At 69.7% G+C, this 18,618-nt stretch carries 18 protein-coding genes and 2 pseudogenes; 11 read left to right on the forward strand and 9 right to left on the reverse strand.

Going from position 1 to position 18,618, the window contains the following annotated elements; all coding sequences use genetic code 11:
- The first annotated feature begins 561 nt into the window (after positions 1-561).
- Positions 562-936 carry a hypothetical protein gene (locus tag AB0H81_RS09615; RefSeq protein ID WP_358371644.1) on the forward strand — a complete coding sequence of 125 codons (375 nt, stop codon included), beginning with the start codon at positions 562-564 and terminating at the stop codon, positions 934-936.
- 192 nt (positions 937-1,128) lie between these two features.
- Here the strand turns inward: AB0H81_RS09615 and AB0H81_RS09620 are convergent, their stop codons facing one another.
- Positions 1,129-1,416, reverse strand: a complete 288-nt coding sequence (locus tag AB0H81_RS09620) for a hypothetical protein (protein WP_358371646.1) — start codon at positions 1,414-1,416, stop codon at positions 1,129-1,131.
- A gap of 426 nt (positions 1,417-1,842) precedes the next feature.
- On the opposite strand from AB0H81_RS09620, the pseudogene AB0H81_RS09625 reads away from it, so the two are divergent.
- From AB0H81_RS09625 to AB0H81_RS09640, 4 genes and pseudogenes are all read left to right on the forward strand, one after another.
- Positions 1,843-2,364: pseudogene (locus AB0H81_RS09625) on the forward strand (alpha/beta hydrolase); the annotation flags it as partial.
- A gap of 349 nt (positions 2,365-2,713) precedes the next feature.
- The gene (locus AB0H81_RS09630; protein ID WP_358371649.1) at positions 2,714-3,019 is read left to right on the forward strand and encodes an alpha/beta hydrolase; all 306 of its coding nucleotides are present in this window, start codon (positions 2,714-2,716) and stop codon (positions 3,017-3,019) included.
- A gap of 237 nt (positions 3,020-3,256) precedes the next feature.
- A complete protein-coding gene (locus tag AB0H81_RS09635; RefSeq protein WP_358371651.1) occupies positions 3,257-4,096 on the forward strand; it encodes a sensor histidine kinase in 840 nt (279 codons plus the stop codon).
- Positions 4,093-4,524 carry a response regulator transcription factor gene (locus tag AB0H81_RS09640; protein ID WP_358371654.1) on the forward strand — a complete coding sequence of 144 codons (432 nt, stop codon included), beginning with the start codon at positions 4,093-4,095 and terminating at the stop codon, positions 4,522-4,524. Before AB0H81_RS09635 ends, AB0H81_RS09640 begins: the two co-directional genes overlap by 4 nt.
- Before the next feature lie 187 nt (positions 4,525-4,711).
- On the opposite strand, the pseudogene AB0H81_RS09645 reads toward AB0H81_RS09640, so the two are convergent.
- Together AB0H81_RS09645 and AB0H81_RS09650 are read right to left on the reverse strand one after the other, a co-directional pair.
- A pseudogene (locus AB0H81_RS09645) lies at positions 4,712-4,975 on the reverse strand (recombinase family protein); the annotation flags it as partial.
- A 57-nt stretch (positions 4,976-5,032) separates the two neighbouring features.
- Positions 5,033-5,515, reverse strand: a complete 483-nt coding sequence (locus AB0H81_RS09650) for a MarR family transcriptional regulator (protein WP_358371657.1) — start codon at positions 5,513-5,515, stop codon at positions 5,033-5,035.
- Between the two features lie 140 nt (positions 5,516-5,655).
- Between AB0H81_RS09650 and AB0H81_RS09655 the strand changes: the two genes are divergently transcribed.
- Positions 5,656-7,059, forward strand: coding sequence for a DHA2 family efflux MFS transporter permease subunit (locus AB0H81_RS09655; RefSeq protein WP_358371660.1), 1,404 nt, complete (start codon positions 5,656-5,658; stop codon positions 7,057-7,059).
- 101 nt (positions 7,060-7,160) lie between these two features.
- Here the strand turns inward: AB0H81_RS09655 and AB0H81_RS09660 are convergent, their stop codons facing one another.
- Positions 7,161-7,364 carry a hypothetical protein gene (locus tag AB0H81_RS09660; protein WP_358371662.1) on the reverse strand — a complete coding sequence of 68 codons (204 nt, stop codon included), beginning with the start codon at positions 7,362-7,364 and terminating at the stop codon, positions 7,161-7,163.
- Between the two features lie 392 nt (positions 7,365-7,756).
- The gene (locus AB0H81_RS09665) at positions 7,757-8,152 is read right to left on the reverse strand and encodes an MmcQ/YjbR family DNA-binding protein (RefSeq protein WP_358371665.1); all 396 of its coding nucleotides are present in this window, start codon (positions 8,150-8,152) and stop codon (positions 7,757-7,759) included.
- A 233-nt stretch (positions 8,153-8,385) separates the two neighbouring features.
- Here AB0H81_RS09665 and AB0H81_RS09670 point away from each other — a divergent pair, with 233 nt between their 5' ends.
- A complete protein-coding gene (locus AB0H81_RS09670) occupies positions 8,386-9,216 on the forward strand; it encodes an AraC family transcriptional regulator (protein ID WP_358371667.1) in 831 nt (276 codons plus the stop codon).
- Positions 9,217-9,246: 30 nt separating this feature from the next.
- On the opposite strand, the gene AB0H81_RS09675 is transcribed toward AB0H81_RS09670, so the two are convergent.
- Positions 9,247-9,378: a hypothetical protein gene (locus AB0H81_RS09675; protein ID WP_358371669.1), complete on the reverse strand. Its 132-nt coding sequence runs from the start codon at positions 9,376-9,378 to the stop codon at positions 9,247-9,249.
- A gap of 139 nt (positions 9,379-9,517) precedes the next feature.
- On the opposite strand from AB0H81_RS09675, the gene AB0H81_RS09680 reads away from it, so the two are divergent.
- From AB0H81_RS09680 to AB0H81_RS09695, 4 genes are all read left to right on the forward strand, one after another.
- Positions 9,518-10,123 carry a YdeI/OmpD-associated family protein gene (locus tag AB0H81_RS09680; protein WP_358371671.1) on the forward strand — a complete coding sequence of 202 codons (606 nt, stop codon included), beginning with the start codon at positions 9,518-9,520 and terminating at the stop codon, positions 10,121-10,123.
- A gap of 233 nt (positions 10,124-10,356) precedes the next feature.
- Entirely contained in the window at positions 10,357-10,902 is a 546-nt protein-coding gene (locus AB0H81_RS09685) for an alpha/beta fold hydrolase (protein ID WP_358371674.1), read from the forward strand.
- 720 nt (positions 10,903-11,622) lie between these two features.
- Positions 11,623-14,352 carry a class IV lanthionine synthetase LanL gene (lanL, locus tag AB0H81_RS09690; RefSeq protein WP_358371908.1) on the forward strand — a complete coding sequence of 910 codons (2,730 nt, stop codon included), beginning with the start codon at positions 11,623-11,625 and terminating at the stop codon, positions 14,350-14,352.
- Between the two features lie 201 nt (positions 14,353-14,553).
- The gene (locus AB0H81_RS09695; RefSeq protein WP_358371677.1) at positions 14,554-16,335 is read left to right on the forward strand and encodes an ABC transporter ATP-binding protein; all 1,782 of its coding nucleotides are present in this window, start codon (positions 14,554-14,556) and stop codon (positions 16,333-16,335) included.
- A gap of 271 nt (positions 16,336-16,606) precedes the next feature.
- Here AB0H81_RS09695 and AB0H81_RS09700 read toward each other — a convergent pair whose 3' ends face one another.
- The 3 genes from AB0H81_RS09700 to AB0H81_RS09710 are packed head-to-tail and all read right to left on the reverse strand — an operon-like array spanning position 16,607 to position 18,617.
- Positions 16,607-17,044, reverse strand: coding sequence for a nitroreductase family deazaflavin-dependent oxidoreductase (locus AB0H81_RS09700; protein WP_358371680.1), 438 nt, complete (start codon positions 17,042-17,044; stop codon positions 16,607-16,609).
- Positions 17,035-18,309 carry an FAD-dependent oxidoreductase gene (locus AB0H81_RS09705; protein WP_358371683.1) on the reverse strand — a complete coding sequence of 425 codons (1,275 nt, stop codon included), beginning with the start codon at positions 18,307-18,309 and terminating at the stop codon, positions 17,035-17,037. Before AB0H81_RS09705 ends, AB0H81_RS09700 begins: the two co-directional genes overlap by 10 nt.
- Positions 18,306-18,617: a 2Fe-2S iron-sulfur cluster-binding protein gene (locus AB0H81_RS09710; RefSeq protein WP_358371911.1), complete on the reverse strand. Its 312-nt coding sequence runs from the start codon at positions 18,615-18,617 to the stop codon at positions 18,306-18,308. The genes AB0H81_RS09705 and AB0H81_RS09710 overlap by 4 nt, the downstream gene beginning before the upstream one ends.
- Position 18,618: the final 1 nt, after the last annotated feature.

The following is an 18,618-nucleotide window of genomic DNA, read 5'->3' on the forward strand; positions in this document are numbered from 1 at the left end:
GCACGTTGTCGACGTCGCGGTGGCGACGCTGGCCGAAGCCTACGCGGACGCGCGCCGCGACCTGGTCCGCCGCGAAGAGACACTGCGCCGCGAACCGATCGGCGGACCTGGCTCATCCTGGCCGCGCACACTCAGCTCCGCCTGGCCCGACCGCTGGCCGCCGACCTGCGCCGCCCCTGGGAGAAACCCGCACCGCCCGACGCGCACCCCGTCACGACGTCGGACGCATCCTGGCCACCGGCGAGGCACACCAGCGCCCCGCCCATCACAAGAAGGGGACCAAGTCCAGACGCACCACCTGATCTCGTCATGAACGCCGGGCACCGCCATGCGGGCCGCGCCATGGGCTGGGGGAAGTAATCGTTCGTACGTGCCGAGGCGGTGCGGACGCCGACGTTACTGCCCTCTTGGAAGACCCGGCACTGGTAGTGGGTCCTTGCCCTCGGCCCCGGTTGACGACTACGTGTATCAAGATCTCCAGACGCCCGCTGCTGTCCGTGACATGGTTAGGGATCAATCAAGCCGGTGCAGATCCGCCAGACGGGGACACGGGGTGAGAGCGTGACCATGACTGATGCGCATGCCGGGCGCAAGCGGCGAGCAAGGAGCGACCTATGGGGTCCCGCTCTGGCGAACCTCGGACTTGGTGTGCCCGCCATGGTGCCGTTCTATCTGGCGTGGTGGCTGCTGACCGAGTACATGCCGATGGACTGCGCCCTTGCCAGGCCCACCAACTGCAACTACGACACCCTCGAGAACGAGTTCTTCTTCACCGTTGCACTGATGGTAACCGGTCCACTCACCTTGACGCAGGTGATCGTGATTGACCTAGCCCTCCCGCTCTGGCATAGACGGCGGCCGGCCGCGTGGCTTGGCGCTGCCGCGCTCATCCCCGTCCCGTTCGTGGTGTGCCTGGCGCTGGCCTCGCTGGTCTGACGACCGGCTCTAAAAGCCCGTAGCGGCGATGAGAAGGTGCTGAAGGTGGGTCTTGGCGGTCCCGTGGTAGCGGGATCTGCGCAGGCCAAGGCCTTTGGCCCCGCGGGTGATCGAATGCGGGGCGTCGGTGTCGCACGACTCGGTGAGGTGGACCTTGTAGCCGTCCCAGTGTGAGTCGCGCTTGGTGCCGGTTCAGGCGTCGCCGTCGTAGGGCGAGATCTGGCGGATCGTGCCTGGCGGCTGCTCGTCAGGGGTTCGCCAGAGCAGTTGATCGTCGATGGTGACGTACTGCTGGATCCATACGTGGCGCAGCGTCTGCACCGCGGAGATGTCGCGCAGCCAGCCAGGAGCGGCCGACGAGTACACCGCACGCAGGACGGCGTTCCCGTAGGCGTCGATCTCGTGGCCGAGTTGGATGCGCTCGGCCTTGTTCTTGGGCAGTCGATAGTCCTCGACGCGGCCTCGTAGCGCTCGAACCATCCGGGTTCGGCCTGGGGCGGCGGCCAGGGCGCGCAGGTCAGCGGCGACCGCGTGGGTGCTGTCCAGACGACTGTGAGAGGGTCCGGCACCGCACCCCAGCTCTCCTTCGCAAGGTGATCGCCGGTGCGCACGCGTATGGATCCATCGAAAGGTGGACGACCGGCGGCAGTCCTCTCGGCAAAGCTGAGGGCCATGAAGAAGACGATCATTGCCGTGCTCGGCTCAATGCTGCTCCCCGTAGCATCGGCGACGCCCGCTGTGGCGGATACCGGGCTGTCCTGGCAGGACTGCGGCGACGGCCTGCAATGTAGCCGGATCACCGTGCCCGCCGACTGGGCCGCTCCCAAGGGCGAGCAGATCACGCTGGGGCTCGCCAAGCTGCCCGCCAGAGACCTGGCCGCCAAGAAGGGGACGCTTGTTCTCAGCATGGGTGGCCCCGCCCAGCAGATTTCGGTCCTGCGCGTGGCGAAGAAGGCCTTCGCCGACCTGACTCGATGGTTCGACGTGGTGGTCTTCGACCCGCGCGGATTCGAGGCGAGCACCGGGGTGCGCTGCCCAGACCCGGCACCGTGGGCCACAAACGCGGAGTGGGTGTTCCCCGACCGCGCCACCTATGCCCGGTACACGGAGCAGAACCGTCGCTTCGGCCTCGGCTGCGCCGATGCCGCCGGCCCGCTCGCAGGCAACCTGGACTACGGTCAAGGGGCCCACGACCTGGAGGCCGTCCGGGTGGCGCTGGGCGAACAGAAACTCAACTATTACGGCAACTCCTACGGCACCGTCCTCGGCGTGGCCTACGCCGAGGAGTTCCCCACCCGCGTAGGCCGCATGTACCTGGACAGCCCGATCGACCACACCACCCGATCGTGGACCGAATGGCTCCTGCCCAGAGCGAAGGTCAAGGAAGACAACCTGCACCGCTTCGCCGAGTGGTGCGCCATCGACCAGAGCTGCGCGCTCCACGGCCGCGACGTGCTCAAGGTGTGGGATGAGGTCATGGACCGCGCCGCCAAGCAGCCGATCCCCGCACCCGGTGCCGGAGCCGGAGCAGCGGCCAGTGCGACCCTGATCGCCTCCCGCGCGACTGTCACGTTCGACGCGACCTGGCCCGAACTGGCCAAGTCCCTGGCCGAGGCGTACGCGGGCGACGCCACCCGGTTCGCCAAGCCGTCCACCGGAGCGGCCGATCCAGGTCTCAGCAGGATCGCGAACTGCGCCGACTTCCCGTACCCGACCGCATACGGCGAGGTCAAGGCTCTGGAAAAGCGGCTGAGGCGCGCCGCGCATCGGCTGGACCGTGGCGTGGCCGCCGGCCAACCTCTGCACCGGACTCCCGCAAAAGGCGACCTTCCCGCCCCATCCGGTTCACCCCCGGGGCCTGCCCCCGATCCTGGTCGCCGCCGGCCGGTACGACGACGCGGCGCCGCCCGCGTCCGCCCGCAGGATCACCGCACAACTCGACGGCGCCCGCTACCTGGCGGCCAAAGGTGGTCACGCGCTCTACCTGGCAGGCAATCCCTGCGTCCGTGATCACGTTCACCGATACCTGACCACCGGGCAACTCCCGCCCGCGGGCACGACCTGTGGTCCGGCATCATCGTGACATGCCCTGGTTGAGGGAGGTTCTGCTCGTCGCCGGCGCCGCGACCGCCGCGGCGCTGCTGACGGCACTGGAAGGGGCGGTCCGGGCCGACGTCCCGCTTCTGATCGTCTTCAGCGCCGGTGTCAGCCTCCCTCTGCTCGTCCGGCGGGTGCTGCCGTTGGCCGCCGCGGTGACGTCCGCGGTGATCGCGCTGGCCGGGATGGCGCAGCTGCACCGGTGGGAGGGATGCTGGTCACGATGGCTCTGTTCTGCGCGGCTGTCTACCACCGGCCGCGGCGTCCGGGCCTGGTGCTGGCGGTCTCCTCGAGCTGGGTTCTCGGCACCCTGGCGGTGCTGGGGGGCGAGGGCGTCCCGGAGCCGACCAGCATAGTGATCATGAGCGTCGCGCCCGTGGCCACCGGCTACGCGCTGCGGCTGCACCGGGATCGGGCCGACCAGTCGCTGCGATTGCAGCGGGCCGAGGCGGAGCGCGTGCTGGCCGAGGAGCGTACCTGGCTGGCCAGGAACGTGCACGACAGCGTCGGCCACCACCTGACCGCTATCCGGCTGCAGGCCGCGGCGGCCCGGCGGGCGCCCGGCGACGCGCCCGCGAAGCAGGCCCTGCAGACGATCTCGGACCTGTCGCAGTCGGCGCTCACCGAGGTACGTGGCCTGCTGCGGACGCTCGACGAGCACCCGGCCGCCATCCAACCCGGCACCGCCGACCTGGAGCAACTGGCCGGACGGCTCACCTGCGCAGACCGGACGATCACCATATGCCGCTCCGGGACCGGGGGCGCGCTGCCGCCAGCCGTCGATCGCACCGCCTACCGGGTGGTCCAGGAGGCGCTGACGAACACCGTACGGCATGCAGACGCGACCGAGGTCACCGTCCACCTGCGGCAGGACGACCGCGGCCTGCGCATCGAGGTCCTCGACCACGGCGCCCCGGCCCCTGCGCCCCAGGCCGAGGGGCGGGGCATCCGCGGCATGCGCGAACGGGTGCGCCTGCTCGACGGCACCCTGTCGGTGGGACCGGTCGAAACGGGCGGCTGGCGGGTCCGCGCCGACCTGCCCAGGGAAGGGAACGCGTGGTGACGATCCGGGTGCTGGTCGCCGACGATCAGGAGGCAGCGCGGGAGGCGCTGCGACTCATCCTCGACGGCGAACCCGACATCGATGTGATCGCGACGGCCGCCGACGGCGCCGAGGCGGTGCACCAGGCGCTGTTGCGCCGGCCGGACGTGGTGGTGATGGATCTGCGGATGCCGGGCATGGACGGCATCGCCGCCATCGGCCGCCTCGCCACCCCCGAACTCGACCTACTGACCCCGCGCGAACACCACGTGCTACGCCTCCTGGCCCGAGGACTGAGCAACGGCGAGATCGCCGCCGCGTGCACCATCGAGGAAGGCACGGTCAAAACCCACGTCAACCGGATTCTCACCAAACTCGGCCTCCGGACCTGCGTGCACGCAGCGATCTACGCATACGAACACGGGATCGTCTCCCGCGATGCACCTTGACCGTCCGCCGGTCTCGGGCCCATGTCCCGGGAGACGAACATCGATGATTGGGTGCCGTTAACCAATGTGTCACCAGTCGCCAGGCAGGCGCTGATCTGGGGTTTCAGCCAGCCGTCTCCAGCACGGCTTGCGCCGTTGGCCGGTCGATGGCAGGGCGACCTGTGGCGAGTTCGGGGACGTACTTGTAGATCGTGATGAGGTTCTGCAGGGAGCGGGCGAGCCGGTCGAGCGAAGGGACGACGAGAGTGTCTCCGGGGCGTAGGTAGTCCAGGGCCTTGGTGAGCTCTTCCCGGTCAGCGTTCTTGCCGCTTGTTGGCTTGTCGGCGAAGACGCGGATGCAGCCAGCCGCCTCAAGCGCGCGGGTCTGCCGGTCGAGGCGCTGATCCCGGGTGGAGACCCGGGCATAACCGACGAGCGCGCCGGTGAGGAGCGCGGGTTCGGCGCCGAGCAGGTCGCCGGCGACCGGCCGGACCACTTCGGCGGGGGATGGACAGTGCGAGCCGGATCATCATCCCCGACGCCCTATCAAGTGTTCGCACTCTTCGACGGCGCCTTCGTAACTGCTCAGAAGGAAGGTCTGGATCGTCATCAGCTGCTCGTGAGAGAGGGTGTCCATCAATCGGCGGCTGCGGGCATCGATCCCCTTGTAGAACGATGCAATTCGTTCGAGTCCCGGAGCTGAGGCTTCGACGAGTACGCGGCGCCGGTCTTGCGGGTCGGGCTTGCGCCGGACGTATCCCGCCTTCTCCAGGCGGTCGATCATGTGCGTGATCGCGCCGGTGGTGCGCCCGAGCTGTGAGCTGAGCGCGCCGGCGGTGGAGGCTCCCGCGCGATCGAGTGCGTGCAGGCAGAGCAGATCGGTCTGGGCGATGCCGAGGTGCTGGGCGATCAGGTCGTTCATGCGTTGCAGGGCTCCGGCAAGGTCCGTCATGGATGCGACGATCCGGTCGCCCAGTTCGTCCGTGTGGTCGTCATGCGGTTTGACGGGCATGCCAGGCTCCATTTATCTTTGCGATTCAGATACTTAGCGATGCAGCCAGTGTATCCGATCCTCCTCTGCGAACGGGAGAGCCCCAAGTGTCTGCCGACACATCAGCCCCAGCCACCACGCCTGTCACCAGAGCACGAACAGTGGCGCTCGTCGTCATCCTGCTGGCGAGTTTCATGGACCTGCTCGACGTCACCATCGTGAACATCACGCTGCCCTCCGTCCGTACGGAGCTCAATGCCTCGCCCGCGCATCTGCAGTGGATGCTCACCGGCTACACGCTCGCGTTCGCCCTGGGCATCATCACCGGGGCCAGGCTCGGTGATCTGTACGGCTACAAGCGCGTCTTCCTCACAGGGATCGCGGGCTTCACCGCCGCTTCCGCCCTGTGCGGCGCCGCCCCCACCGCCGAGGTGCTGGTGTGTGCCCGCATTGTGCAGGGCCTCTTCGCCGCGGTGATGGTTCCCCAGGTGCTCTCACAAATCCAGCTCATGTACGCCCCGCACGAGCGCGGCGGAGCCATGGCGGCCTTCTCCTCCCTGTCCGGGCTGGCGGCAGCCACCGGACCCATCCTCGGCGCGGTCCTGCTGCAAGCCGACTGGTTCGGCCAAGGCTGGCGAACCGTGTTCTGGATCAACATCCCCGTCGGCATCCTGGCATTCCTCACCGCGGCCGCCGTCCTGCCAGAGGCGCGGAGCACCACACGGCCACGCCTCGACCTCACCGGTGTCCTCATCTCATCAGCAGGCCTGATCCTGATCCTCTACCCGCTCATCAAGGGCAGCGAGGAACGCCCCTGGCCCCTATGGGCATACGTGAGCATGATCCTGGGCGTCATCGTCCTAGCCGGCTTCGTCCGGCATCAGCGGCGCCTCTCCGGCCGGGGGAAGTCCCCGCTCATCGAGGTCGGGCTCCTTCGGATGCGCTCGGTCGGCGGCGGCCTCCTGACCCAGTTCCTGTTCTTCCTCCCGGTGATGGGCTTCTTCCTCACCTTCATGCAACTCCTGCAGCCTGGCCTCGGCATGACACCCATGAGCTCCGGACTGACGATCCTGCCGTGGCCGATCGCCACCACCATCGCGGCTGGACTCGGCGCGGCAGTGCTGCTTCCACGCCTGGGACGCATCACGGTGCAGATCGGGCTCGTTGTGCTGGCTCTCGGTTTTGCTCTCCTCGCGCTGACAGCAGGCTCCGCGACTCCCGGCACGAACTGGCTTGACTTCCTGCCTGGTGTCGTCGTCGGCGGGCTGGGGATGGGGCTGACCGTGGCGCCGCTGGCCCAACTGACGCTGGAGAAGATCCCTACCAGGCACGCCGCCTCCGGATCCGGCCTGTTCAACACCATTGCTCAGCTTGGGGCGTCCGTAGGAGTAGCCCTCTTCGGCACCGTCTTCTTCGCTCAGGTGCCCGCACATGCCGGCGAGCCGACCGGCGGATACGCATCAGCCTTCACTGCCACCATCTGGAGCAGCCTCCTCCTGCTTGCCGTCACCTTCGCCGTCAGTTTCCTGCTGCCGCGCAAAGAGGCTGTATCAACCCCGGCCTAGGTGTGCTCAGGGCGTGAAAACTTGACGAAGGCGGCCGGACCCACATCCAGCGGATTCGGCCGCCTGCATCATGCCCACAGATGCAGCGTCTCCTGCCCCGCTCACGTGCTGCCGAGCGAGCCGCGAGTACCGATGCTCAACCGGGCGCTCAGATCGAGACGCACCTCGCCGTAAGGGCGGATGTGCAGCCAGAACAGCGGGGTCAGGCCGCGCCGGTCGACCGGGGTGAGCAGAGCAGCCCACTCGGGCTCGGCGAGGACGTCTTGAAGCATCAGGACGTTCACCATGACGGGCGGGGCCTGCAAGAGGCGCCTGCTCCGCGTTGTGCAGTGCCGACCGTACGATCCGAGTGATCCAGGGCCGCTTCGGTCGGTTCCGTCGGTCTCTCGGGTCGGAGGCGGACACGTGCGGAGCTGGCGGGCCTCGCCCGGGACGCTGACGAGCGAGAGCCAAGCCGCTCGCGGCGCTCATCGAGCACCGGGGTGGTCGCGTCGCGGCAGGCGCTCGACGACCGGGTCGTGGGAATTCTCGACCGCGCCGGTGACCAGTCACCGGGTGATGCCGGGCCCCGGTCAGGAACACCTTGCCCGCGACCTCGTACACGTCGAGTACGGGGGTGAAGGGGCGTCCGTGGCTACGTCGGGGAGGGCGAGGGCCGCCTGGCGGGCGGTGTCCTGGAGCCGGTCGCCGGCCATGCTCACCGGGCCGCCCGCGTGCCGCTGCCGTAGGTGTGCGGGTCGATGGGCTGCTCGGCCTTGGGCAGGCGAGCGACGACGAGCCGGTAGGAGTCGGTGACGAGTTCCCTGACGAGTTCCTCGTCGATGCCTTCCCCGCCCTCCAACGTGATCCAGTGCTTCTTGTTCATGTGGTAGCCGGGGGTGATATGGCTGTTGTGTTCCCGTAGGGCGAGGGCCTCGCCGGGGTCCGCCTTGAGGATGACGACGGGACGCCCGGGGACCTCGGTCATCAGCATGAACACCTTGCCGCGCACTTTGAAGACCTCCCAGTCGGGGCCGAAGGGATGCTCCAGCTGGGCTCCGGGAAGTTCCTCGGCGCAGTCGGCGGCGGTCTTGTGCAGGGTCGATCCGTTCATGGGCGGTGGACTTCCTCAGGTGGTGACGAGCTGCGGCATCGATGGACGCGCAGGGCGCGCCGCGCGTCGCGGCGGCACAACCCATCCTTCCCTCGAAGCAGACAAAAAGGACGGTAAAGTGCGGACACGTGATGGTCGACGAGCGACACGCCAGGCCGAGCGGCCAGGCCGGACCGGCTGCGGTTCCGCTGTACGGTTTCCAGCCCCCGGTCGGCACTCCGTACGGGCTTGAGGTGAGTACCGTTGAGGACTTCTTCGCCCAGCACGACGACTGGCCGTGGAACCCGCCTCATCCGGGGCGCGCCACCTTCCACTACCTCATCCTGGTCACCGAGGGTGAGCTGCGGCACGACGTCGACCACGTCACTCGTACCGTCGCCCCCGGCCAGTGGCTGTGGGTGCGTCCCGGACACGTGCAGTGCTGGTATCCGCCCGGCGCCGCCCGCGGCCCGTTCATCCTGTTCGAGCCGGACGTGCTGATGCCCGGCACCGCCCGCCTCCTGGCTCCGCTCACTGCGCACAACGCCCCTGCCGTGCTGAGCCCGCACCCCGATGACGCCGCCTGGCTCCAGCAGACGGCCCTCCAGCTCCTTGACGAACACCGCGCACTCGGGCGTCGTCCTCTCGATGTCCACCACGCCCTGCGGCGCAGCCTGCTCGAATCGCTGCTGCTGCGCCTCGCCAACGCCCCCGGCATCACCCCCACCGGCGCGGCGACGGCCGGCACGGGCCGTGGTGACACGTACAGACGGTTCGTGGACGCCCTGGAGCTGCACTTCCGCGAGCTGCACCGGGCCGCGGACTACGCCGCGCTGCTCGGTTGCTCGGTCCGGACCCTCAGCCGCGCCGCCCGGGACGCCACCGGCAAGGGGGTGCGGGAGCTCATTGACGAGCGGCGACTGCTCGAAGCCCGGCGCCTGCTGGGAAATGCGCAGTGGGAGGCCCGGACTGTGGCCGCCCACCTCGGCTTCACCGATCCCGCGAACTTCGGCCGCTTCTTCCGCGACCGCACTGGCATCACGCCGGCCGCGTTCGCGGCCCGCGACGCCACGACCGGTCCATGAGCGGGGTGCGGCACCCCAAGTGCTCGCTTCTCAGTCGTCCAGGACGACGACGTGCTTGCCCGGGGTGGTGCCGGACTCGACGTCGGCCTGGGCGGCACGAACCGCCATGACCGAGATCTCCTCGGCCGAAAAGTCCATCACGGCGACGATGATCTCCGCCAAGGGCGTTGGATGACGAGCCCGGATGGGCGCACGTAACCGACGAGGGGCAGGATTCATGGAAGCACGTGCGGGCCCCCGTCCTGGGCTTCCACCTTCGGGTGACCGCCGACAACCATCCCTTTGCTGATCACAGGGGCACATGACGATGAGCGACGAACCACTGGAACTGACCGTTACCGATGCCCGAGCCTGGCGGGAGTGGCTCAGCAGGCACCACGACAGCTCGGCAGGGGTGTGGCTGGTCCTCGCCAAGCAGGACACGACCCGGCCCACCAGCCTGACCTATGACCAGGCGCTCGACGAAGCCCTGTGCCACGGCTGGATCGATGGTCGGCTACGACGGCGGGATGAGATCACCTTCTGCCGGCGCTTCACCCCTCGCGGAAGGCAAAGTCGCTGGTCAGCGCGGAACGTTTCCATCGTCACCCGCCTGATCAGCGAGGGCCGGATGCATCCGGCCGGAATGACCGAGGTCGAACGCGCCAAGGCCGACGGCCGCTGGGACTCGGCCTACGCGGGACAAGCCGGCATCGAGGTACCAGCCGACCTGGCCGCCGCATTGGCCGCGAAACCCCAGGCACAAGCGATGTTCGACATCCTCACCTCCCAAAACCGCTACGCCGTTCTCTATCGGATCACCAACGCCAAACGCGCCGAGACCCGAGCCCGCCGTATCACCCAGTTCGTTGACATGCTCGACCGCGGCGAGACGATCCACCCACAAAAGCGCGCCCTCGGCGGTTGAACGCCGGACCACTCCTCTCCCCGCCTCGCTCCTCCAAGCCCACGCACATGGCGGCGCGGCGTTCGGCAGGAGCCGGAACCTTGTCGACGGTGATGACGCCGAAGAAGTTGACGTTCTCGCTTGGGGCCGGGGAGATGTGGGGCGGCAGCTCATCAGGCACATCCCGGTCGCCGTCGAGTCCAGCGTAGGTGTCGAGCAGCACGCGGGCGCGGTCGTAGCCGGGCCGGGCCCGCGTGCGGGCAGAGGGGAGATACGATGCCGCAGGTCATTTCCGGGACGGTACGTCGATCGTCTACGAGCGGGTCGGCAGCGGTCCGGTCGTCGTCCTCGTGGGCGGCGGGCTGGACGACGGGACGGAAAACCGGCCGCTGGCCCAGGAACTGGCCGAAGACTTCACTGCCGTCAACTACGCTCGCCGTGGCCGCGCCGGCAGTAGCGACGTGCAGCCGTACGCGCTGGAACGTGAGATTGAGGATCTAGCAGCGTTGATCGACGCGATTGGCGGGCCGGCGCATCTGTTCGGTGCCTCCTCTGGTGGTGCGCTCGCGCTGGAGGCGGCGGCGGCCGGACTGCCCATCGGCAAGATCGCAGTGTTCGACGTGCCCTACGCAGTCGGCGACACCGCCGTCCAGACCTGGCAGGCGTACGTCAGGCAGCTGCGCGTCGCGCTCGCCCATGAGAAGCATGGCGAGGCGCTGAAGCTGTTCATGCGGCTGGCCGGCGCGCCTGAGCAGGACACCGCCGGGCCGAAGGCTCGCCGATGTGGCCGCCGCTGCTGAACCTCGCGCACACGCTGGCCTACGATGCCGCCTGCCTGGGAGAGGGGCCTCCACCCGCCGCGCGACTCTCCATGATCGATCAGCCGGTACTGGTGGCCACCGGATCGGGCGTCGACCCGCATATGGCAGGTCTTCCTGGCGGTTTCTTCGGCCAGGCCGCCGACGCGATCGCCGCGTGCCTACCCCACGCCGAGCGCCGGCCAGGTGGCCCGCTGGGCGGGCTTCTTGAGCCGGTTGCACGTCGATCACAGCTCCATCGGTCCAGGCCCGACACCGAGAATCTCCGCGGCGCGCTCCAGCGCCTTTTCCATGTTCCGGCCCGAGGGCACCGACCGGTACAACCCGAGCTGGGCTTCCAGCCCGTCTGCCGGAGTAGACGCCTGCCTCAGCCACGGCCTCCACCTTTCGCGCGATGGACCGTGACCATCGGTCATAGGACACGACGTTCCGGCGCCATGGGCGGGCTTCCGCAGGTTGCCGGACCGAGGGCCTCTCCGGTTCCCGCTGCCACCATCGATGCGTTCCGCGCTCGCCGAACCATTCAACGGACGAAACAAAAAAGCGGAGAAATGCGACCGATAACGGGGATGGCCCCCTCCCCCAGCGGGGAGACCGGCTTTCACCTCGCATTCAATTCGTTTCCCATTCATCTGCAAGAGAGCTTCGCGACTCTCGGTTCCACAGGAAAGCGGCGATGAGTGGAAGCGGGTTCACGTGGGTATGCGTTCGGAAGACCCGGCCATTCTGCGCGACATCGTGGCCGCCGAAATCGGGCGCGCGGACACGCGGGACTGGTCGATCGCCGAGGACGACCTCTGGTGCAAGGTCACCCCCGACGCCTACCCGATGCCCGACCAGGGATGGAAGTTGCACGTCTCCGCGACGATGCTCTCCGCCCCGCTGGTGCTCGCCCGCGTCTCGCGAGTACTCACCGAGGCCCGTTGCGCTTTCAAGTTCCCCGCCCGGCTGAGCGACTACTGGAAACTCCTCGAACCGCACTGCAGCCGTGCGCAGGCCGGGAAGTTCATCACCGTCTATCCCCTCGACGACGCCGAGTCGGTGCGCCTGGCCGCCCTGCTCGACGACGCCACCCGGGGACTTCCCGGCCCGGTGATCCTTTCCGACCGTCCATACCGGACGGGCGGGATCGTCCACTACCGCTATGGCGCCTTCAGCGGGCACCGCGTGCTCGGCAACGACGGGTTCTACGAGATTCGGCTGCGTTCGCCGCAGGGCCGGCTCGTTCCCGACGAACGCCGGCCAAGCTTCTCCCCGCCACCGTTCGCGACCTGCCCGTTCGAGGTTCCGGCGGCGAGCCGCCGCCCGCGGGCGGCCGCGGTGATGCTCAATGACCGGTTCGTCGTCCGCCAAGCCGTACGGCATGCGAACCGCGGCGGCGTCTACCTCGCCGAGGACACCACCACCGGCAACGACGTCGTCGTCAAAGAGGGGCGTCCGCACGCGTGCGCCGATCTGAGCGGCCGCGACGCGCGAGATCGGATCGCGGCCGAACGTTCCTGCCTGGAAGACCTCGCCACGGCCGGGATCACGCCGGCCGTGGTGGACTTCTTCGAGCAGGGCGGCCACACCTTCCTCGTCGAAGAGTTCGTGCCAGGGATCACGCTGCAGCGCTGGTCGGACGAGAACACCGGACCGCTGGGCGAGGACGGGTTCGGCAGCGCGGCGGCGCAGGTCCTGCCCGTCGTCAGCCGCCTGACCACGTTGCTCAAGGCGCTGCACGGCCGAGGCTACGTGTTCGGTGACCTGTCGCCGAACAACGTGATGCTCTCGCCCGGCGGCGAACTACGGCTCATCGACCTGGAACACGCGGCCGTGCCGGGCACCACCGTCATGGTGGGCGGCACTCCGGGCTACCTCGCCCCGGAGCTGGCGGGCCACACGGGGGAGTTCCGGCCCGCCCCCCATGCAAGCGCCGACCTCTACAGCCTCGGCGCGATCGTGTACTTCCTGGCGGTCGGCGCCCACCTGGACCCGCCAGGCCCCGACCAGGCGGCCAGGGTGGCAGCGGTCGCAGCGGCCAACCCGACGCTCGCCCTGCTGCGACCGCTTGTGGAGGGCCTGCTGGCGACAGAACCGGAGCGGCGCTGGTCGCTGGACAGCTGCCTTCGCTTCCTCACCACGCTCGCCCCGGACCGGGCCGCCCCCCACCACCAGGCCCGGCCACCTCAGCGGATCGGCCGCCTGATCGACGACGGGATCGCGCACCTGGTGGAGACGATGGACACGAGCGAGGACGCCCCGTCGCCGTGGCCCAACACCGCCGACGGCATCGAAGCCGATCCGTGCTCGGTCAACGGCGGCGCGGCGGGAATCCTCGGCGTCCTGACGCGGGCCGAACCGCACGCGCCGGCGGCTGCGGAACTCGCCCGCTGGTTGAGGCGGCGGCTGGCGGCCGAGGACGTCTGGCCGCCCGGCCTTCACTTCGGGCGCTCCGGCGCGGTGTGGGCGCTGTACGACGCGGCGACGGCCATGGGCGACGCCGAGCTGGCACGGTTCGCGGTGCGGACAGCGCGTCAGCTGCCTACCGACCACCCCAGCTCCGACGTGACGCACGGCCTGGCCGGATGCGGCATGACGCTCCTGCACATCGCACTGGCCTCGGGAGATCTCGCGCTGCGGGACCGGGCCGCCGAGACCTTCCAGAACCTGCATCAGGCGCGGTCATACAGCGACGGCCACCCGCAGTGGCCGACGCCGCAGACGTTCGACTCGGGTCTGGCCGGGGCCAACCACTTCGGTTTCGCGCACGGCATCGCCGGCATCGGGACCGCGTTGCTCCACGCGGGCCGGGCCCTCCACCGGCCGGACTGGACGGCGACCGTCCACGAGATCGCCGCCGCCCTCTACGAACACGCCGAAGTGGACGGCGACACCGCCTGGTGGCCGACGCAGCGCGGCGACCTGTCGACGGTGCGCCCACGCCGGCCGTACTGGTGCAGCGGCTCCTCCGGGATCGGCTCCTTCCTCGTGAGGTACTGGCGCGCCACCGGCGACCCGCCCGCGTTGGACCTGGCGCGCAAGGCCGCGGCGGCCGTGCACCGCACCCGATGGCAGTCAGGGCCGGTGCCGTGCCACGGACTGCCCGGCGACGGTGAATTCCTGCTCGACATGGCCGATTTCACCGGCGACGACCGTTACCAGCGGTGGGCGCGAGACCTGGCCGGATGCCTGGAGGTCCGCGCGGCCGATCGTCGCGGCCGCCTGCTCGTCCCCGGCCCCCATGGAGACTTCCCGCCGACTTTTCTCGCCGGCACGGCGGGGATCGTCGCGTTCCTCCTCCGGCTTCGCGACCGGTCCGCCCGGTTGTGGATGCCGGAGGAGGCCCTCAAGGCTCGCCGCTCCCGCAGCGGGACGGCGACGACAGACGGCCGTGCCACAGGCGGCCCCGGCATTCACAAGGAGGTGAACGACCATGTCCTTCGACGTTGAGGACCTGCAGGCGCTCCAGGAGCTCGAGCCCGGCGCCAACGAGGCGCTCCGGCTGACCCACTGCATCAAGCACTTCGGCTGCACCGACAACTGACAGCCGAACCCGCCCGCCCGTCCCGACACGGGCGGGCGGGGCTCTGCTCGAACACCAGACGTTCGATCCCCAGGCGTTCGATCACCAGACAAGGACAGGCCCGGCCCGTGCACGACCGTCCCCTCTTCGCCTCGGAGAAGCCTCCCGCCCCCGGAACCTGGCGCAGGGTCGTGCGGCTGTTCATGCCGCACCGGCTCGCCATCTGCTTCGTCGTCCTGCTCGTCGTGGCCTACTCCGCACTGAACGCCGCCGTCCCGTTGCTGACCCAGCTGGTCTTCGACCGGGCGCTGTTCGGTGCGGGCGGCCCCGACCTGCCGCTTCTCGCGCTGATCGCCGGCCTGGCATTGGCCACCGCCTGCGCGGTGGGCGTGGTGGACCTCGGCCAGACGTGGGTGTCGGCCCGCGTCGCGCAGCAAGTGGTGCACGCGCTGCGCGTGGAGCTGTTCGGCCGTCTCCAGCGCATGTCGCTGGCCTTCTTCGCCGCGACACCAGGCGGCGAGATCCAGTCGCGGCTGGCCAACGACACCGCTCAGATCGAGCACGCCGTCAAGGACACCCTGCCCAGCACGCTGTCCGGCGTCATCGGATTCGTGGCCGCCGCCGGCGCGATGGTGGCACTTTCACCCCAGCTCGCGGGCGCCGCCCTGATTCTCGCACCGATCGTCGTCTGGGTGGCCTCCCGCTCCGGGCGAGCGCTCAAGAACCTTTCGGAGGTGAGCCAGCACTCTCGCGCGCGACTGTCGGCCATCGTGGCTGAGCGGCTGTGCCTGGGCGCCGTCATCCTGGCCAGGGTTCACGGCAGAAGCGCGGACGAGGCCGGCAGGTTCGCCGCGGAAAGCCGGCGGCTGATCCGGCTCGGGGTACGCTCCGGACTGGTGGCCCAAGGGGTGCTGAGCGCGGGACACGTCTTCTTCGTGCTGACCCCCTATCTGGTGTTCGTGGCGGCGGGACTGTCCGACGGGATCACCCCGGGCACGCTGGTCGCCTTCACCGTGCTGCAGGCCAGGCTCTACCAGCCCCTGTGGCAACTCCTGCACATCTCCACCGAGTTCCGCTCCGCCCAGGGAGCCTTCGAGCGGGTCTTCGACTACCTCGACCTGGAGCCCGCGCCCGAGCTGGAGCCCGGGCCTGATCCACGGCCGGACCCGGCCCCCGGGCCCGGCGCGCTCGCCGTCCGTGAGGCCACTTTCCGGTACGCCGCAGGTGAGCGGGACCGTCCCGCGTTGGACGGCGTGAGCCTCACCCTCCCGGCCGGATCCACCACGCTGGTCGTCGGCCCGAGCGGCTCGGGCAAGACGACACTCGGCCACCTGCTCGCCGGCCTGCACGCGCCCACCGAGGGGTCGGTCCGAATCGACGGGGCAAAGATCGGCCGTCCCTCCCCCGGGCGGGTCTGCATCGCCACGCAGGAGCCCTTCCTCTTCCAGGGGTCGATCGCCGACAACCTCCGATACGCCGCCCCCGACGCCACCGCGGACGATCTCGTGCGCGCCTGCCGGCTCACCCACGTCCACGAGCGGATCATGGCACTCCCGGACGGTTACGACACGCTGGTCGGAGAGCGAGGGGCGCTGCTGTCCGGCGGCGAACGACAGCGCATCGCCCTGGCTCGCGCACTCCTGGCCGGCGCGTCAGTGCTGGTACTCGACGAGGCCACTTCCGCGCTCGACCCGATGACCGAGCTGGAGGTCGTCGAGGCGATCCTGGCCGAGCGGGCGGGACGGACCACGGTGATGATCACCCACAGGTTCGGCGTGCTCGAGTCCTTCGACACCGTCGTGGCCCTGGACGAGGGCCGGGTAGCGGAACACGGAGATCGCCTTGACCTGCTCGGCGACCGGCACGGGTGGTACGCGCGGATGGTGCGCGCTCAGACCGGCGCCGCATAGACCCTGCCATTCGCCCACATGGCGGCTTGCGCGCATCACCTGGTACGTCATCCCCTGTGGGTCTCCAAGGGCCGGTCCCGGGGCGAGCGTCGGCAAGCCGGGATCCGGGACATCAGTTTCCGCGCTCCACGCACGCGTCTCGGCCCAGGACGCTCCGGGGGCGACGGGGAACGTCACGCAAGCGCTCGTCACCGCCGGCGCCCTCGACGCGCGCAACGCCAGGAGCGCCGCCGCAAGGGTCCAGTGGGCCCAAGCTCACGGAGGACGCCCGTCAGGAGGAGGGCTCAAGGACGAAGACGGGGATGTCGCGGTCGGTCCGCTTGCGGTACTCCTCGTAGTCGGGCCAGGTCTCGACGGCCATGGCCCACCACTTCCTGCGTTCCTCGCCTTCGACGCGGCGCGCGACGTAGTCACGGACCACTGTGCCGTCCCGCAGGGAGACATGCGGGTCGGCCATGATGTTGTGGAACCAGAAGGGGTTCGTGGGCGCACCGCCCTGGGAGGCGACGACGGCGTAGCGAGTGCCGTCGGTGACCCGCATCAGCGGTGTCTTGCGGATCTTCCCCGATTTCGCGCCTCTGGTCGTGAGGATGACGACGGGGCGGCCCTGCAAGGTTCCGCCCTCCGCCCCGCCGGTGCGTTCGTAGAGCTCGACCTGCTGGGCCACCCAGTCGGCGCGGCTCGGTTCGTACTGGCCTGTCATGGGCATCGTGACTCCTTGATGTCGGCGGACTGTGCGGTGGCGAGGTGTTCTTTCAGCGACAGACCGGTGTCCGTGGCCGTCGTCCGCGGCAGGGTGACGCCCTCGCCGAGGGCCCGGCGTACCGCGAGGAAGTCGGCGGGGCTGTTGACGCATTCGGCGGCGACCAGCCGCGGGCCCCGGTAGCGCAGCGCCGTGTGTTGACCTGGGCGCCGGCCCGGGCGGATCAGGACCTCGTCGTCCGGACGGGCCAGTCCGGCGATCTGCAGCTTGAGGCCTCCTTGGTCGGACCAGAACCATGGGAGGCTGCGGTAGGGGCGGTCCAGGCCGACCAGCGTGGCGGCGGCCGAGGTGGCCTGCTCGACGGCGTTGTCGACGCTTTCCAGCCGCAGCCGTGGAGAGTCGTCCGACCAAGGGGACGGGTCGGGCAGGTTCGCGCAGTCGCCTATGGCGACGGTGTGGCCGTCGGAGGCCAGGGATCGGGCGTCCACGACGATGCCGTTGTCGCAGTGCAATCCGGCGGCTCGGGCCAGCTCGTCGCGAGGCTGGGCCCCCACGCCGACCAGGACCAGGTCTGCGGGCAGTTCGTCGCCGTCGTCCAGTTCGACCGCGACGACCGCGCCGTCCGTGCCGCGCAGGCGGAGGGGGCGCTGTCCCGTGCGGATCTGCACGCCGGCAGCGCGGTGCGCGGTCGCGATGATGTCGGCGGTAGCCGTGCTGACGACGCGGTTCATCAGCGCGGGTGCGGCTTCGACGACCGTCGTGGGCACGCCCGCCGCCGCGGCGGTGGCGGCCACCTCCAAGCCGACGAAGCCGCCGCCGATGACGACCAGGGCGGTGGCGCCGGCCAGGCGGCGCGCGAGAGCCTGCGCGTCGCGGATGTCGCGGAGTGCCAGGACGCCGTCCAGGTCGGCGCCCTCGATCGGCAGGCGACGCGGGCGCGCGCCGGTGGCCAGGACGAGACGGTCGAATCTCCAGCGGCGGCCGGCTGCGGAGAAGGCCGTGCCGGCTCCGCCGCCGGTGAGCTCGATCCGGCCGATGTGCTCGTCCGGCACCAGATCGATGCGCTGCTGGGCGTAGAAGGCGGCGCTGCGCAGGGCGAGGGATGAGAGCGATGCCTCGCCTTTGAGGAACGCCTTCGACAGCGGGGGCCGGGCGTAGGGGGCGTGCGGCTCCTGGCCGACGAGGGTGATGGGGCCCTCCCAGCCCAGGTCCCGGGCGCTGCCGGCGATCTGCACACCGGCCTGGCCGGCGCCCACGATGAGCAGGTTCACAGCTGGGCTTCCGGGATGGTCACGTGGACCTCCTGGCCCTCGCGCAGGACGAGCTGGCAGGACAGGCGGGAGTTGTCCTGGCGTTCGGTGGCGGCGCAGTCGAGCATCTCGTCCTCGTCGTCGCCGGCGGGGGGAAAGTCGCCCGCGTTCTCCTCGGCCACGAAGACGTGGCAGGTCGCGCACGACAGCGAGCCGCCGCACTGGCCGACGATGCCGGAGACGCCGTTGCGGACCGCGGTCTGCATGACCGAGTCACCGGCGGCCGCTTCGATCACTTCCTGGCGGCCGTCGGGCTGGGTGTAGAACACT

The organism is Nonomuraea sp. NPDC050691 (genome assembly GCF_040654455.1).
GTDB lineage: Bacteria > Actinomycetota > Actinomycetes > Streptosporangiales > Streptosporangiaceae > Nonomuraea.